The sequence below is a fragment of the Streptomyces sp. NPDC088554 genome (assembly GCF_044752945.1).
Taxonomy (GTDB): Bacteria; Actinomycetota; Actinomycetes; order Streptomycetales; family Streptomycetaceae; genus Streptomyces.
Genome location: NZ_JBIVMF010000002.1, coordinates 234,090 through 250,131 on the forward strand (window position 1 = coordinate 234,090; position 16,042 = coordinate 250,131).

Here is a 16,042-nt window from a genome sequence, read left to right on the forward strand (position 1 = left end):
GACGGGTGTACGACCGGCGCGGGGCGTCCGGGTGTTCAGGGGCGGGCGGCTCGGCCGGCCGCGGGCGGCGCGGCGCTCATGCCGTACCGCAGCCGGATCCTGCCCCCTGCGGTGGTACGGCGAACGGCAGCACCGCCACTGTTACGTTGTCGTGGCCCCCACCGTCGAGCGCGTGTCCCACCAGCACCCGCGCGGCGTGCAGCGGGCGCAGCGCGGCGTCTGTGGGCAGGGCGCGGGCCATCTCGTCGCCGCCCTCCGCGTAGTTCCAGAGGCCGTCCGTGCAGACCACCACGACACCGGGGCGGTCCGGCTTGAACGAGGCCGTGTGCGGTTCCAGTTCGTACGCGTCGGCGCCCAGCCAGCCCGTGATGGCGTGGGCGCGCTCGTCCGCGTACGCCTCCGCCTCGTTCATCAGACCGGCCGCGACCATCTGCGCGGCCCAGGAGTCGTCCTCGGTGAGCCGGGCGGGCGGGCCGCCGCGGTCGTCCGGGATCCAGTACGCCCTGCTGTCGCCGATCCAGCCGACGACCAGCAGCCCGCTCGCCACGACCGCGCTGACGATGGTGCACGCGGGCGCGTTCTGCCGGCGGTGCGGGTCGCGGTCGGCGGCGCCGTCCGTGGCCAGGCGGTTGACCGCCTCCGCCGCGACGACGATCGCCTCGTGCGTCGCCTGCTGCGGATGGGTGCCGCGCTCCAGCGCGGCCAGCAGGGACGCGTTCGCCGCCGAGGCCGCCGCCGCCGATGCCTCGTCCGGGCGGGTCGCCGACGACACCCCGTCGCAGACGACCGCGACCACGGCGGGCGAGCCGTCCGGCAGGGCGGCGGTCGAGACGGCGAACGCGTCCTCGTTGCGGTGGTGGCGCAGTCCGCGGTCGCTGACGGCGGCGACCGCGGACAGCTCCTGCTCGATGTGGTCGCGCTCGCGCGGCTGGGCGTGTCCGCAGTTCTCGCAGTAGCCGTCGGTGTCGACGCGCCCGGCGCGGCAGGCGACACAGAGCGTGGCCCCGGCCGGGGGCGCCGCCCGGGGCGCGGCGGCCCGAGGATCGGTGGCGGCAGGCCCGCACTCCGCGGGCCCGAACTCCGCCGGCCCGAATACGGCGGGCCCGAACTCCGGCGGCCCGAAGCCCACCGGCGCGGCCGGTACGCCCGGAGGCGTCGGGGGCGCCGGTGGCCGCGCGGGAAACGGCGGCGCGGCCGGCGCCCCGGGCGCGGGCAGCTCGAAGTCACCGGGGTGGGACGGCAGTCGGGCCCCCGCCGAGTCCACGCCCGGCACCTCGTCCGGCAGATGCGCCGGTACGGGGATGCCCGAGCTGTCCGTCCCCAGGACGGCGGGCCACTCGACGTCGGTGTCCGGCGGACCGGGGCGCGCGGCCGGTTCCGTACCGTTCATGATCAGTGTCGGATGGTCGTGGGGGCGCGGCGGGACGGCCGACAGGTCGTACCCGCACACCCCGCAGAACAGGTCGCCGGACTCCAGCGGCTCCGCGCAGCTGGGGCAGGTCGGCAGGTCGGCCGACCGGTGCATCTGGGACATCAATCACACCCACGTCCGGGGGCGGAAACGGTTGGCCCGCTCCACCAGTTCGATCCTCTCCTCGCCGCGCTGAGCGAGCCGGGCAAGCACCCGGTACGAGCGTTCCAGTCCGAAGCGCAGGCCGCGCTCGTCCAGTTCACTGCCGAGCAGCACGGCCTGTACGGGACGGGTCCCGGGACTACCGGAGAGTACCCAGTCCAGGGCCGTGCCCAGTACCTCCGTCGACAACTGCTCACGCCGGACCGCGTCCAGACCGAACTGCTGGAGCGCGGAGACCTGATGGGCCGCCGCCGTCAGATCGTCGATCAGCGCGGGCCCCGCTCCGTACCCCGGCTGCGGGTCGCGCGGACCGCGCTGGCGCAGCCTGGCCCGTACGGCGGCGACCCGCGCGGCCGTGTAGTGGATCGACGACTCGGGCACCGACTCCAGCGTTCGCACGGCGCCGGTCCGGTCGCCGGAGGCGAGCTGGACGCGCGCGAGCCCGAACGCGGCGCTGACGAAACTCGGGTCGGTGGTCCACACCAGACGGTAGTACTCCGCCGCGTTGTCGAGTTGACCCAGCACCTCGGCGCAGACACCGAGCGCCAGCTTGGGCGCGGGCTCGCCGGGGAACGCGTCGTACACGGCGTCGAAGGAGAGCGCCGCTATCTCGTGGTCACCGGTGGCGAGCGAGGCGATCCCCCGGTACCAGACGACCCGCCAGTCGTCCGGGCGCCGCTCCTCCAGCGCGTTCAGCACGTCGAGCGCCGCGGCCGGCTCGCCCATCTCCAGCCGGGCCCGCAGCTCGCGCAGCCCGCGTTCCACGGAGTCGGTGGGTGCGGCGGCCAGCGCCACGATCAGCTCGGCGGGCGCGGAGGCCAGCAGCCCGGCCAGGAACCCGGCGTTCGGGTCGGTCGGATCCACGCGTGGTACGGACAGGGCGAGCGCCGTCGCCCGCGCGTCCAGCGGGGCGAGCCGGGGCCTGCCCGGGCCGGGCGCGGGCCCCGCCGTCAGCGGGGTGCCTCCGGTGCGGGGCGCCGGAAGCAGACCGGGCGCCGACGCCGGGGGAGCGGCCGGCAGGGGAGGGAGCGTGGGCGGCTGTGCCTTCGCGCCCTTCGGCCCCTTCGCGCGGACGCCGAACCGGCCCGGCCGGTCCATCCGTACCCCCAGCAGGGACACGTCCTCCGTCAGCTCGGCGAACAGCTCCGTGTCCGTGACCCGCAGCTCGGGACCGAACAGCGTCGACAGCGCGGGCCGGGGGCGGCCCGTCTGGACCGCGACGACCTCGCGCAACACCCCCGTCAGCTGCTCGGCCATCTCCTGGGCGGAGGAGAACCGCCGCCGGGGATCGGGGTCCGTCGCCCGGACCAGCAGCCGGTAGAAGGACTCGTACGTACGGAAGACGTCGATGTTCTCCGGGTCGGGGAGCGAGTCCACGAATACGTTCGTGTAACCCTGGAAGTCAAAGGTCAGCACGGCCAGCGTCCGCGCGACCGTATAGAGGTCCGAGGCCACCGAGGGGCCGATCTCGGCGACTTCCGGCGCCTGGTACCCCACGGTCCCGTAGATCGCCGACTCGTCGTCGTCCATCCTGCGGACGGCACCCATGTCGATCAGCTTGAGCTGGTCCTCGGTCTGTATCGCGTTGTCCACCTTGAAGTCGCAGTAGAGCAGGTTCCGGCTGTGCAGATGGCCGAGCGCCTCCAGCGCCTCGATCCCGTACGCGCACGCCTGCTCGACCGGCAGCGGGTCCCGTCTGCCGGAGCCGGTACGGCGCTCGTTGGCGATCTCCTTGAGCGACTTGCCGCCCACGTACTCCATGACGATGTAGCCGTCCATGGAGCCGGTGCGCTGGTCGAGGTGTTCCACGAAGTTGTAGATACGGACGATGTTGGAGTGCTCGATCTCGGCGAGGAAGCGCCGCTCGGAGATCGCCGCCGCCATGGCGTCCTGGTCGCCGGTGTCGAGCAGACCCTTGAGCACCACCCAGCGGTCCGAGACGGCGCGGTCGATGGCGAGATAGACCCAGCCCAGCCCGCCGTGGGCCAGACAGCCCATCACCTGGTACTGCCCGTGGACGACATCGCCCTCGTGGAGCTTGGGCACGAAGGAGTACGGGTGCCCGCACTTCGTGCAGAACCCTTCCGTACGCCCCGGCCGCTCGCCGCGCGCGCGGCCCACCGGCGCCCCGCAGTCCGCACGCGAGCAGAACCGCTTGCGCTCCGGCACCTCCGGGTCGGCCATGACGGCGAAGCGCGGATCGGGGCGCGGCACGTCCGGTACGGAGACCAGCCCGGCGCCCAGCCGGTTGCGCCCCGAGGCGGAGGTGGACGCACCGGAACTGCGCACCGACACCGACCGGGCGGACAGCTGCCCGGAGAGCGTGCGCGAGAGCCGCCCCGAGACCGAGCGCCGGGAGGTCGAGGAGCGCGAGGAGCGCGAGGACGCCCGCGAGGAGGAGCGGGCCGAGGAGTGCGAGGAGTTCCCGCTGCCCGAACCGCTGCCCTTGTCGCCGTCCCCGCCGCTGCCGCTCCCGGTGTCCGTCCCGCCGCTGTCCCGGCCGCCGCGCGTGATGCCCGTGGGCGGCGAGGACAGGGCCCCGTTCGCCGCGACGACGGGCGCCAGACCGCAGGTGTCGCAGTACAGTTCACCGCCGCCCATGTCCTCGTACGAACCTTCGCAGCCGGGGCGCTGGCATGCGTCCGTCCCGCTCATCTGTTCCCCCGCTCGCCTTCTGTTCCCAACTCCGTGCGGACCGCCGACGTGTACTCCGTCGCGGCCAGCTGATAACGCAGCACCGCCTGCTCGGCCACGCGCAGATCACAGGGCGCGCTCCACAGCATCCGGCGCGCCGCGTCGTACCGCTCGATCAGCACCGGGTCCTCGGCCAGCCCGTGCCGGGAGACCTTCGCCCGGTACGCGTCCAGCCGGCCGCGCAGCTCCGCGCGGACCGCCAGCGGCGCCGTGACCGCCGTCAGGGACTCCCTGGCCCGCAGCAACTCGTCCTCGGCGTCCCGCTCCAGCGACTCCAGCAGCGGCGAGAGCCGGTTCCACTGGGCGTGCCTGCGGTATGCGGCGGCGGTCGAGAGCCGCTCCTGAAGGGCGGTCGCCGGACCGCTCACCGCGGGCACCTCGGAGGCCGCGATCTTCGCCAGCACCTCGCCGCGCGCTGAACGGGCCTCGGCCAGGGTGCGGTCCGCGCGCGACAGCAGATCGCGCAGCCGCATCAGCCGCTCCTCCGCGTCCTGGCGCACCCGCAGCACCGCGTCGATCTCGCCCCGGACGTCCTCCAGGGCGCGCGCCGCCCGGTCGTACCGCTGGGTGTCGGGCCGCCCGCCGCCCGGCGCGGAACTGCCCGCCGCCGGGCGCCAGAAGGCCAGCGGGTCCGAGATCACCCGGGCGCGCAGGGCGCTCATCTCCCGCGTGATCGTCTCCAGGTCGTCACCGGACGGATGTTCCCCCGGCCGTACGCCCACGGAGTGCGCCAGCGAGCGCACGCGCTGGAGCTCGGCGGAGAGCAGGTCGATCCGGGCGGGCAGCGCCGACCAGACCGAGTCCGCCGCCACGACCATGTCCAGCGAGGACGCGTACAGCTCGTTCATCCGGGAGACCAGCTCGGCCAGCGTGAAGTGCTCGGAGAGCACGGCGGGTCCGGCGAGGGCGGCGGGCCGGGGCGTGGCGGCGCCCGCGACGGTGACCCCCCGCCCGCGCAGCCTCTCCGTCAGCTCCGCCAGATCGTCGCGGCCGGGCCAGCGCCGTCGGGCGCGCGCCTCCCTGGCACCGGCCAGCGCCGCCGTATAGCTGTCGAAGTACGTCCACAGGAGGGCGATCGACTGTTCGGCGGCGGCCCAGCGGTCCTTGGTGACGCCGGTCAGCTCGGCCCCTTCGAGGAGCCTGCGGCCCGCGTGGTCCTGGAGCGCGAGCAGCGAGGTCTCGATCGCCTCGTACTCCGCTTCCAGGCGCGCGAGGGCCCGGTCCACCTCGTCCCGGTCCATCACCGGTCCCGGTGTCCGCTCCGTCGAGTCGGGGAAGGAGCCCGTGCCGCCCATCGATCACCTCTCCGCTCTGGTCGCATGGAGCTAACTGGACTTGTACCGGGCGGGCGGTGCCCCGGTTATCCCGGGGAGGCCCGCCTCCAGCCACTCCTTGTACGACGCCATCCAGAGGCTGTTCGCCCCACCGGCGCGATACCCCTCCAACACCTTGTTCACCCGGCTCACCAGGTCGTCGTTCCCCAGTTTCGCGGCGACGCCGTAGTACTCCTTCGTGAAGGGCTTGCCCACCAGCTCGACGGCCGGGTCCTGGGCGGCCTGCCCGGCCGCGAGAGCGTTGTCCGTCACCACCGCGTCGACCTCGCCCAGCTGGAGCCGGACCAGACAGTCGAGCTGATTGGGCACGGTCAACCGGTCCTCGTCGGAGCCCCGGCCGTCGTGCGGATCCTTGAAGCGCGCGCCGTAGGACTCCTTCTCCAGCTCGTCGTAGGCCGTCGACCCCTCGGCGGTGCAGACCCGCTTGCCCGCGAGCGAGGTGTCGTACCCCGTGATCGTCGAGTCCTTGGGCGCGAGGACCTGCTGGCCCGCCTGGAAGTAGGCGGTGGAGAAGGCGACCTGCTTGATACGGGCGCAGTTGATCGTCATCGTCCTGACGACCAGGTCCACCGTGCCGTTCTCCAGGGCCGCTATCCGCTGGTTGGTGGGGATGGCGCGGAAGATGACGGCGTCCGGGCTGCCGAGGATGTCCTTGGCTATGGCGCGGGCCAGATCGATGTCGAAGCCCTCCAGCTTGCCGGTGGCCGGGTCGCGGTACCCCCAGCGGTAGCTGTTCTGGTCGACGCCGACGATCAGCTTCGGATTCGCCCGGGCCTTGATCTTCTGGATGGTGGGGCCGTCGGCCGAGGACGCCGGAACGCTCGCCTCCGGATTCTCGCAGTCGTCCGCCTTGGCGGGGATGGCCGTGGCGGTCCGCTGCGCGGCCTGCGCGGCCTTCTCCCCGACCGTGTGCGACAGGGGAAACAGGGTGAGCGACGCCGTGAGCACACAGGCGCCCGCCATGGCCGAGACACCGCCCCAGCCACGGAGCCTGTCCAGCGGGCGGGGCCCGCGGAGCCTGTCCAGGGAAGTCATCCCTCGCCCTCCTCTCACCGGTATTCCGAAAGCCTGCGGCCTATGCCGAGAATGGCGCCCACCGCCGCGATCAGGGCCAGCGCCCCGGCGCCCACGGCCAGTCCGGTCAGCGCGCCCCGCCCGTCCGAGGCGGCCCGGGTGAACTCCCGCTGCTCCTGCGCGAGAGCCCGCTCCAGCGCCTTGTCCACCTGGTCGAAGGACTGGCCCGTGGAGTTCTCGGTGCCGATGATCCGGGCCAGCGCGCCGTCGTAGTCCCCGGCGCGGTCCGTCTCGCTCGCCGACTTGTGGCGCTCGCGCCACTGGGCGACCGAGGAGATCGCGGCCTCCACCGGTCTGCCGCCCGCGCTGTTGTCGGCGAGTCTCCGCGCCTCCCCGAGCGCGGTGCTGAGCTTGTCCATGCTGGTGGCGTAGTCCGTCTCGTACTTGTCGTTCTTGCCGTCGGCGGTGAGGACCGCGCCCCGGGAGACCACCGTGAGGTTCTCGTTGGCGCGGGCCTTGAGCGAGTTGATCCGGGCGTCGTTGAGCACCTTCAGCGAGGCCTGGCCGTGCGCCTGCGCGTTGTTCAGCTCCGTCCTGGTGATGGTCTGTCCGACCGCCAGCCACGACAACAGCACCACGGACGCGGCGGTCGCGGCCAGCAAACCGTGGTTGAACATCCGGTTCGTGCGCCGGAAGTTGCGTCGCTGCGCCCAGCAGAGCACCCCGAGCGCCAGCACCCCGATCACCAGCGAGAGATACGGCCACAGCCGCGCGTCGTCGCTGTCGGCGACCAGCCGGTCGGTCTCCGCCGCGTACAGCCGCTCGGCGGCGGGCAGCAGCTCGTTGGTCATCTGCTGGTTCGCGTACCGCAGATAGGCGCCGCCCAGGGGCAGCCCCTGGCGGTTGTTGGCGCGGGCCCGCTCGATCAGACCGGTGTAGCGCGGCAACCCCTCGTTGAGCGTGGCTATCTGACGGCCCGACTCGCTGTCGCTGTCCGTGTGCGTGGCCGCCTTGATCAGCAGCCTGGACGCCTTCTTCATGTCGTCCTGGTAGCGCTTCTGCACGGCGGCCGGCTCCAGCGCGCCCGCCAGGAAGCCGCTCGCAGCCGCCGTGTCGGCGTCGGCCAGCGAGCGGTAGATGTCCGCCGCGTCCGCGCTCAGCGGCTGACTGCGGCTCACCACGTCGTTCGCCGCCGAGAACCGGTCGGACACCTCCCACGCCGTGACCGCCCCGAACGCCACCACCAGCAGGGCCAGCGCCGCGCCGATGATCCGCAGCCGTCCCGGCTCGGTCGTCGCCGCTCCGCGCAGCCGGTCCCTGGTCTCGGCCCACGCGGCACCGCGCACGGGCGCCGGCACGGGCGGTGGCCCGGATGGCGGCGGTGGCGCGGGCGGTGGCGCGTGCGTCGGAGCCGATGGTGGCGCGGTGCGCACATTCGGCGGGTATGTCACGTGACCTCCCCCTCGGTCATCTGACGACGGCGGCCGCCCCCTGCGGGTCGGGGAACTACCTCTGACCAGAAGTATGGAGCCAAGCACTGACAACCACACCGGGCTTGACCCGATCTTGTCCGTATCGATCCCGTCTGTGCCGAACGTCCGTGCGGGGCACGTGACGGAACGTCATCGCCGTCGCTTCACCATGAAGTACGCCGGAGTCCCTTGCTCGGTTCCCCGTACGGCGGCTCGTACGCGTCGGGGTGGAGCTTTCGGCGCTTCTCCGCGGCTTCTACGGCGTGTTCCACCCGGGTGTTCCACCCGGCGCGAGCCCGTAGTGCTCACGCAGCCGGGCGTACGCCCGCGCGTCCGCTCCGGTCCGGTCGAGCCCCAGCAGCGCCGCCCCCAGCACCGGCGCCGCCGTCACCACCCGGACCCGGGCCCCCGGCGCCCCGGCCGCCAGCAGCTCCACGATCCGTCTCTCCAGCCGGGGGTGACGGGCCGCCAGCACACCGCCGCCCAGCACCACGGGGACCGTCCGGTCCGGCCCGGCAGGGGCCGCCGGGTCCAGCAGCCCGAGCCGGCCCAGCGCGACCGTCGCCATGACGGTGACCTCCTCGGCCAGCCGGTCCACCACCGACCCGGCCACCGCGTCGCCCGCCGCGTCCGCCGCGAACAGCAGCGGCGCCATCTCGTGCCTGCGCGCGGCCGGGAGGCGGCCCCGGTGCAGGGCCTCGACCAGCTCGTACACCGAGCCCAGTCCGAAGTGGCCCGGCAGCGTCCGTACCAGCGTGGTCGGTTGGCCCCGGCCGTCCTCCGCCCGCGCCGCGTACCAGAGCGCCTCCGCCGCCAGGTCCGCGCCGCCGCCCCAGTCGCCGGAGAGCCGGCCGAGCGCGGGGAAGCGCGCGGTCCGGCCGTCGGGGCGGATGCCCACGCAGTTGATGCCCGCGCCGCAGACCACCGCGATGCCGAGGGCCGGGACGCCGTCCGGCAGCCCGGCGCGCAGCAGCGCGAAGGTGTCGTTGACCACCTCGGTCGTACGCCCCCAGCCGCGCGCCCGGACCGCCTCGGCCAGCTCGCGTTCCTCGACCGGGAGATCGGCGTTGGCCAGCGCGGCCGACACCCGGGCGGCGCAGCCCCGTTCGGGCAGGCCCGCCGCCGCGACGGCCTCGGCGACCGCTGCCGCCAGTACGTCGACGGCCGCCCCGATCCCCACGGCGGGCGGCCGGAAGCCGCCGCCGCGGGCCGCGCCGAGCACCGTACCGGCCGCGTCGATCACGGCCACGTCGGTCTTGCTGTTCCCGGCGTCGACGGCCAGTACCAGGCCGCCGCTGCCCGTATGCGCAGCCGTATTCACCGCCATGCGAGATGCTCCCGGTTGTGCGCGAGCAGCCGGTCGGTCAGCGTCTCGGCGTACGCGTACTGTCCGATGAGCGGATGGGACAGCAGCGCCCGGAAGACCCGGTCCCTGCCACCGTGCAGCGCGGCCTCCAGCGCCAGTTCCTCGTACGCCGTGACCTGCGCGATCAGCCCCGCGTACAGCGGATCCAGCGCGCCCACCGGCAGTGGCGCCACGCCTTCGGTACCCACCCGCGCCTGTACCTCGATCACCGCGTCATCGGCGAGGAACGGCAGCGTGCCGTTGTTGTACGTGTTCACCACCTGCACCGGAGCGCCCCCGTCGCGCAGCAGCGCCGCCGCCAGCTCCACCGCCGCCTCCGAGTAGTAGGCGCCGCCCCGCTTCGACAGCAGCGCGGGCTTCTGGTCCAGCGCCGGGTCCCGGTACATCTCCAGCAGCCGCCGCTCCATCTCCGCGACCTGGGCGGCCCGCGAGGGCCCGGTCCGCAGCTCCTGGACGACCTCGTCGTGCGCGTAGAAGTAGCGCAGGTAGTACGAGGGGACCACGCCGAGCCGGTCCAGCAGCGCGCGCGGCAGCCGCAGCCGCTCAGCGATCACGGAGCCGTGCCCGGCCAGCAGTTCGGGCAGCACCTCCCGGCCCCCGGGCCCGCCGAGCCGTACCCCGCGCTCCCAGCTCAGATGGTTCAGCCCCACATGGTCGAGGAACACCTCGGACGGCGGGACCTCCAGCAGCCCCGCGAAGGCGCGCTGGAGACCGATCGCCACATTGCACAGGCCCACCGCCCGGTGCCCGGCCCGGAGCAGGGCGCGCGTCACGATGCCCACCGGGTTGGTGAAGTCGATGATCCAGGCGCCGGGGCTGGCCCGCCGGACCCGCTCCGCGATGCCGAGCACCACCGGGACGGTCCGCAGCGCCTTGGCGAGCCCGCCCGCGCCCGTCGTCTCCTGGCCGACACAGCCGCACTCCAGCGGCCAGGTCTCGTCCTGGAGCCTGGCCGCCTGGCCGCCCACCCGCAGCTGGAGCAGGACCGCGTCGGCCCCGGCGACGCCCGCGTCGAGGTCCTGGGTGGTGGTGATCCGGCCGGGATGGCCCTGCCGGGCGAAGATGCGCCGGGCCAGCCCGCCGACGACGTCGAGCCGGTCGGCCGCCGGGTCGATCAGGACGAGTTCCGCGACCGGGAGGGTGTCCCTCAGCCGGGCGAATCCGTCGACGAGTTCCGGTGTGTAGGTCGAACCGCCGCCGACCACCGCGAGCTTCATCCGTGCCCAGCCCTTCACCCCGGTAAGAGTGCTGCTTTCCGGGAGGCATTCTGCCGGTCGGGCGGTGCGCCGGGGCCGGTACGGCGGGGAGTGCCGCCGGACGGGTTACTGCTTGGCGAGATTCGGGCCCGGCGGTATCGGGGCCGTCGCCAGCGACTGCGGGGAGGTGGGGCTCGCCAGCGCCGAAGGAGCCGAGACGCTCGCGGTCGGGTCCGACGCGGGTGCCTCCTCGGCCGGTGCCACCGGTGCCGCCACGCCGACGATCCGTATGCCGGCCTCGTCGAAGGCTTCCTTGATCCGCCAGCGCAGCTCGCGCTCCACCGCCGGGGCCTGCCCCGGCATGGTCTTCGCCGAGACCCGCACGGTCACCGAGTCCAGCAGTACGGAGTCCAGCCCCAGCACCTCGATCGGCCCCCAGAGCCGCTCGTTCCACGGGTCGTCCTTGGCCATCTTCTCGGCGACCTGGTGGATGACCGTACGGACCCGCCCCAGATCCTCCGCGGGCCGCACCAGCACGTCGACCCCGGCCGTGGCCCAGCCCTGGCTGAGGTTGCCGATTCGCTTGACCTCGCCATTGCGCACGTACCAGATCTCGCCCTGGTCGCCGCGGAGCTTCGTCACCCGCAGCCCGACCTCGATCACCTCGCCGCAGGCCACGCCCGCGTCGATGGTGTCCCCGACCCCGTACTGGTCCTCCAGGATCATGAACACACCGGAGAGGAAGTCGGTGACGAGGTTGCGCGCGCCGAAGCCCAGCGCCACCCCGGCGACCCCGGCGGAGGCCAGCAGCGGGGCCAGATTGATGTTCAGCGCGCCGAGCATCATCAGCGCGGCGGTGCCGAGTATCAGGAACGACGTCACCGAGCGGAGCACCGATCCGATGGCCTCGGAGCGCTGGCGGCGGCGCTCGGCGTTGACCAGCAGACCGCCGAGCGCGGTGCCCTCGACCGTCTGGACGCTGCGGTTCATCCGTTCGATCAGCTTGGTCAGCGCCCGCCGGATCACCCGCCGCAGCACCAGCGCGATCACCAGGATCAGCGTCATCCGCAGCCCGATGCTCAGCCAGGTGGTCCAGTTCTCCTCCACCCAGCTCGCCGCGTTCGTCGCCCGCTCCGCGGCCTCGTCGAGCGTCACGGGGTCGGACGAGGAGGCGCCGGCGGCGAGGTAGGCGGACCAGGACACGACGGGAACCTCCAGGGATCACCGCACCGACGGGCTGCCGGACGGACCAACCACACTAACGGGGCAGTGCGGTCCGAACCGTGTCCCGGCGGCGGGGAGAGACACTCCTCACGTGTCCCCCGGCAGCCGCTGTACCTGGGCTGTGCGGGCCCTGTGCGCGCCCTGTCCCGGCCCTCTGCCGATCCTTTGGGGGCCGCTGTCCTGCGTTCTGTTCCGGCCCGGCCCGGCCCTGCGCGGGAGGTCCGGGCAGATCATCGGACAGGTGGTCGAGCGTGTGGTCGAAAACACTCCGCGCCCGTTACCCGGACGTGGTGGCGTTTCGACCAGGCATAAGGAGAGACTGGAGCAGATCGTCACGGCACGAAGCCACGTGCCGCCGGCGTACAAGGAGGCACCGTGCAGCATGTCCTGGTCCTCAACGCGTCGTACGAGCCGCTCGGCGTCGTACCGCTCCGCCGCGCGCTCGTCCTCGTTCTGGAGAACAAGGCCCTCTGTCTAGAGGAATCCGGCGCCTTCATGCACAGCGAAACCCGTGTCATCCCCGCACCCAGCGTCGTACGGCTGAAACGGTTCGTCCGCGTCCCCTACCGAGGCCCCGTGCCGCTCACCCGCCGTGCGCTCTTCGCCCGTGACGGCGGGCGCTGCATGTACTGCGGTGGCGTCGCAACCAGCGTCGACCACGTCATCCCGCGCAGCCGGGGCGGACAGCACGTATGGGACAACGTGGTGGCGGCCTGCCGCCGCTGCAACCACGTCAAGGCCGACCGGCACCTGCGCGAACTGGGCTGGCGCCTGAACCACCAGCCCGCCCCGCCGTCCGGCCTCGCCTGGCGCATCATCGGCACCGGCCACCGTGACCCGCGCTGGATGCCGTACCTGCAACCGTACGGAGCGGAGGACGCGATGGCCCGCATCGACGGAGTGGCTGTTTAGTTTTGGCTCGGTTTTTTTGGGCTCGGTTCGCCTCCGGGGGCGCTCTTGCCGCTGTCGACAGTCGACCGTGCTCGGTTTCCTCGTTCCTCGGGAACCTCCGCCCACGCGGCGGAGCCGCATATCGAGCACAGCCTCCCTTTCGACGGCTACTTCGACAGCGACGCGCCCCTTCGGCCCACTCGCCGGGCGAGACGGGTGAGACGGGTGAGCCGAGGGCGCGTCCACAAGGGTGGCCGGGCGCCTGGCTACTCCTTCCCGTCCGCGACCGCGTACGCCTCCACCGAGAACAGCGAGTAGCCGAACCGCGTCCCGCGTTCGTCGCACCGGACGCGGAGGTATCGGGTGTCCTTCGCGTCCATGCCGATGGCCTCGCGGCCGCCCCTGCCGTCGTTGACCGTCGCGGCGGTACGCCAGGTGCGGCCGTCCGGGGAGACCTGGACGCGGTAGCGGCCCGCGTACGCCTCCTGCCAGCGCAGGACGACCTGGCCGATCCTGGCGGGCTCGGCGAGCCGCAGCCGCAGCCAGGCGCGGTCCTCGACCGGGGACGACCAACGGGTGCCGGGGTCGCCGTCCAGCGCGGCGGCGGCGGGGAAGTCCGGGGTCTCGTCGCCGGACGACGACGCCGTGGCCGTACGGGCGAGATCGGGGCCCGCGGTGGCGGGCGCGGCCCGTACCGTCAGGGTGCGTTCCTGACCGGCGAAGGTCAGCGGCACCTCGTAGGTCCCGGCGGGGGTGTCCTCGGGGACGCTGACCTTCACGGGCACGGTGGTACGGGCACCCCGCGGGACCGTGGTCTCCTTCGGGGCCGTGACCTTGATGCCGGAGGGCGCCTTCGCGGTGAGCGCGCCCTTGACCGTCCCGGACCGCCGCGTGGCCACCCGCGCCTCGACCGTCTGCGGCGCGCCGCCGATCCGGACGTCCGCCTCGCCGCGCGTCAGATCCAGCCGGGCCTGCGGCTCGTCCTCGTACCAGGGCACGACATGGCGTACGGAAGGGGCCCGGCCTGCGGGGGCGGAGCGCGGGCCGATCGGGGCGCCGGGCCAGACGATCCGTACCGCGTCGACCAGCAGCCCCTTCGCGTCCGACTCGGTCCAGCCGCTCGCGGAGAGCGGGCCCAGCGGGCGCCAGCCCCCGCCGGGGACATGGGCCTCGACGGTCGCGCCCGCGCCCGTGCCGGGCTCGGTCATCGTGTTCAGCGTCTCGACGGGCCGGGGGCGGCCCAGGCCGACGGTGTAGGTCCGGCGGTTCCCCGAGCGCTCCTCGGTGAGGCTCCGGTCCTCGGCGCGGTCCGCGCCCGTCCAGACCGACGCCTCCTCGACGGCCCGGTCGAGGAACGGCCCGAGCACCCCCGCGCCCACCGTGGCCCGGCTGTTCGCGGCGGCCTCGCGCAGCGGCTCCAGCTCCACCGAGCCCCGCCAGGCGACCGCGCCCTCGCCCGCGTCCTGCGCGCGCAGGACGCGGAGGGCCAGCCCGCCCGCCGCGCCGTACCGCGCGAGCTGGTCGAGCCAGGGCGCGATCTCGTCGTCCAGCCGTCCGCCGTCCGTCCCGGCGAGCCGCCGAGGGGCCTCGCGCATCACGGTGAACGCCGCCTCGAGCCTGCTCGTCGCCGCGCTCCTGGCCGGAGCGTCGGTGGTCGTACGGGACCGCCAGAACGCCTCGATCAGCGGCTTCAGATACGCGGACTCCGCCTCCGGGGCCAGTATCGACGAGGCGTCGTTCCCGGCGAGCGCGGCCAGCGCCTCGCGGGCCTCGCCGTCATCGCCCGCGAGGTCGTCGATCGCGGCCCGCCAGGACTCCTGGGGCCGGTAGCCGCGCGGGTTCCAGGCGTAGTCGGCCGCCGTGAACAGCGGGATCCGGGAGGCGGTCGGCTGCTCCATGGCGTTGGCGAGCAGGGCGACGGAGCCGGTGGCGACGGCCGGGTCGCGGCCGGTGTAGGGGCCGAGGAAGAGCCGGCTCTGGTCGTAGTCGTTGACCGGATAGTTGTCCATGGTCACCAGGGGGCGCTTGAACGCGTCGCGCGCCCCCATCAGCTCCCGGCCGGTGATCGTACGCGGCACCACCCCGACCCCGGTCCAGGCGACCTGGACGCGCGGATCGAGCGCGCCCGCGAGGGCCGTACGGTAAGCGGTCTCGCCGTCCTGGTAGTACTCGGTCGGCATGACGGTGAGCGGTTCGGCGCCCGCGTACCGCTCCGCCAGATGGACCGCGACCGCGCCCGCCACCCCGGCCTGGGCCCGCGCCGCCGCCTGGGGGCCGGAGCCGAAGGTGTCCGCGTCCCGGTCGCAGTGCCACTCGCTGTAGCTGACGTCCTGGAACTGGAGCTGGAAGGCGCGCACCCCCAGCGCCCACATCGCGTCGATCTTGCGGGTCAGCGCCCCGATGTCCCGCGCGGAGGTCATGCACATGGCCTGGGCGGGGGAGACGGCCCAGGCGAGCGTCACATGGTTGCGCCGGGCGCGTTCGGCCAGCTCGCGGAAGTCCGCGCGCTGCGCCGCCGGGTACGGATCGCGCCAGCGCGCCTGCCGGAACGGGTCGTCGCCCGGCGCGTACAGATAGCGGTTCTGCTTCGTGCGCCCCATGAAGTCGAGCTGCGCCAGCCGCTGCGCGTGCGTCCAGGGCTGTCCGTAGAACCCCTCCATCGTGCCGCGTAAGGCCGTCCCCGGCCAGTCGCGCACCAGGACCCCGGCGACGCTCGCCCCCTTCGGCTGCCGCTGGATCAGCTGACGCAGGGTCTGGGCGGCGTGGAAGAGGCCGTCGGCGCCGACGCCGTCCAGGGCGACCGTGGAGCGGCCGGCCACGGTGCCCACGCCGATCCGGTAGCCGCCGGACGGCAGGTCGGCCGCTTCGGGCGCGCGCAGGGCGCGCAGCGCGGCCCGCGCGCCGGAGCCGCCGAGGAACAGGACGGGTCCGCCGCCGTCCGAGGGCGCGGTGCGCACCGTACGGACGCCCGCTTCGCGTAAGAGGTCCGTCAACGCCCGTACCGTGTACGCGTCGGCCTTCGCGTCCGGGACGACGGTCACCTCGGTACCGAGGAGCACCGGTTTCCCGGCCGTCCTGATCGTCTGCGGCCGGGGCCAGACCGGGGGCGCCGCCGCCGTGCTCCGGGTGTCGGGGGCGGTGGCCGAGGGGGGCACCGGGTCCCGGGGGGCGGCCGACGCGCCGGGCGCGGTGGCGAGAAGCCCGCCGATGACGGCCACGGCGACAGCGGTCGCGGTCCGTTTCCTCTGCCCGAGCTGCATGCCGTGCGACCTCCGCTG

Annotated in this window: 10 protein-coding genes; 1 reads left to right on the top strand and 9 read right to left on the bottom strand. The window is 73.7% G+C overall.

The window, feature by feature from the left end; all coding sequences use genetic code 11:
* Positions 1-76: 76 nt before the first annotated feature.
* From ACIP8W_RS03070 to ACIP8W_RS03105, 8 genes are all read right to left on the bottom strand, one after another.
* Positions 77-1,534 carry a PP2C family serine/threonine-protein phosphatase gene (locus ACIP8W_RS03070; protein WP_402201739.1) on the bottom strand — a complete coding sequence of 486 codons (1,458 nt, stop codon included), beginning with the start codon at positions 1,532-1,534 and terminating at the stop codon, positions 77-79.
* Between the two features lie 3 nt (positions 1,535-1,537).
* Entirely contained in the window at positions 1,538-4,228 is a 2,691-nt protein-coding gene (locus ACIP8W_RS03075) for a tetratricopeptide repeat protein (protein WP_402201741.1), read from the bottom strand.
* Positions 4,225-5,562 carry a hypothetical protein gene (locus ACIP8W_RS03080; RefSeq protein WP_402201743.1) on the bottom strand — a complete coding sequence of 446 codons (1,338 nt, stop codon included), beginning with the start codon at positions 5,560-5,562 and terminating at the stop codon, positions 4,225-4,227. Before ACIP8W_RS03080 ends, ACIP8W_RS03075 begins: the two co-directional genes overlap by 4 nt.
* A 30-nt stretch (positions 5,563-5,592) precedes the next feature.
* Positions 5,593-6,636: a glutamate ABC transporter substrate-binding protein gene (locus tag ACIP8W_RS03085; protein WP_401952774.1), complete on the bottom strand. Its 1,044-nt coding sequence runs from the start codon at positions 6,634-6,636 to the stop codon at positions 5,593-5,595.
* Positions 6,637-6,650: 14 nt separating this feature from the next.
* Positions 6,651-8,066, bottom strand: coding sequence for a hypothetical protein (locus ACIP8W_RS03090; RefSeq protein ID WP_401952776.1), 1,416 nt, complete (start codon positions 8,064-8,066; stop codon positions 6,651-6,653).
* A 277-nt stretch (positions 8,067-8,343) separates the two neighbouring features.
* The gene (locus tag ACIP8W_RS03095) at positions 8,344-9,414 is read right to left on the bottom strand and encodes an N-acetylglucosamine kinase (RefSeq protein ID WP_401952779.1); all 1,071 of its coding nucleotides are present in this window, start codon (positions 9,412-9,414) and stop codon (positions 8,344-8,346) included.
* Complete coding sequence (locus ACIP8W_RS03100) at positions 9,405-10,670, bottom strand: 6-phospho-beta-glucosidase (RefSeq protein ID WP_401952850.1); 1,266 nt, start codon at positions 10,668-10,670, stop codon at positions 9,405-9,407. The genes ACIP8W_RS03095 and ACIP8W_RS03100 overlap by 10 nt, the downstream gene beginning before the upstream one ends.
* Before the next feature lie 105 nt (positions 10,671-10,775).
* The gene (locus ACIP8W_RS03105; RefSeq protein ID WP_401952782.1) at positions 10,776-11,852 is read right to left on the bottom strand and encodes a mechanosensitive ion channel family protein; all 1,077 of its coding nucleotides are present in this window, start codon (positions 11,850-11,852) and stop codon (positions 10,776-10,778) included.
* A gap of 396 nt (positions 11,853-12,248) precedes the next feature.
* Here ACIP8W_RS03105 and ACIP8W_RS03110 point away from each other — a divergent pair, with 396 nt between their 5' ends.
* Positions 12,249-12,785 carry an HNH endonuclease gene (locus ACIP8W_RS03110; protein ID WP_401952785.1) on the top strand — a complete coding sequence of 179 codons (537 nt, stop codon included), beginning with the start codon at positions 12,249-12,251 and terminating at the stop codon, positions 12,783-12,785.
* 245 nt (positions 12,786-13,030) lie between these two features.
* Here the strand turns inward: ACIP8W_RS03110 and ACIP8W_RS03115 are convergent, their stop codons facing one another.
* Complete coding sequence (locus ACIP8W_RS03115; protein ID WP_401952788.1) at positions 13,031-16,024, bottom strand: beta-N-acetylglucosaminidase domain-containing protein; 2,994 nt, start codon at positions 16,022-16,024, stop codon at positions 13,031-13,033.
* Positions 16,025-16,042 lie beyond the last annotated feature (18 nt).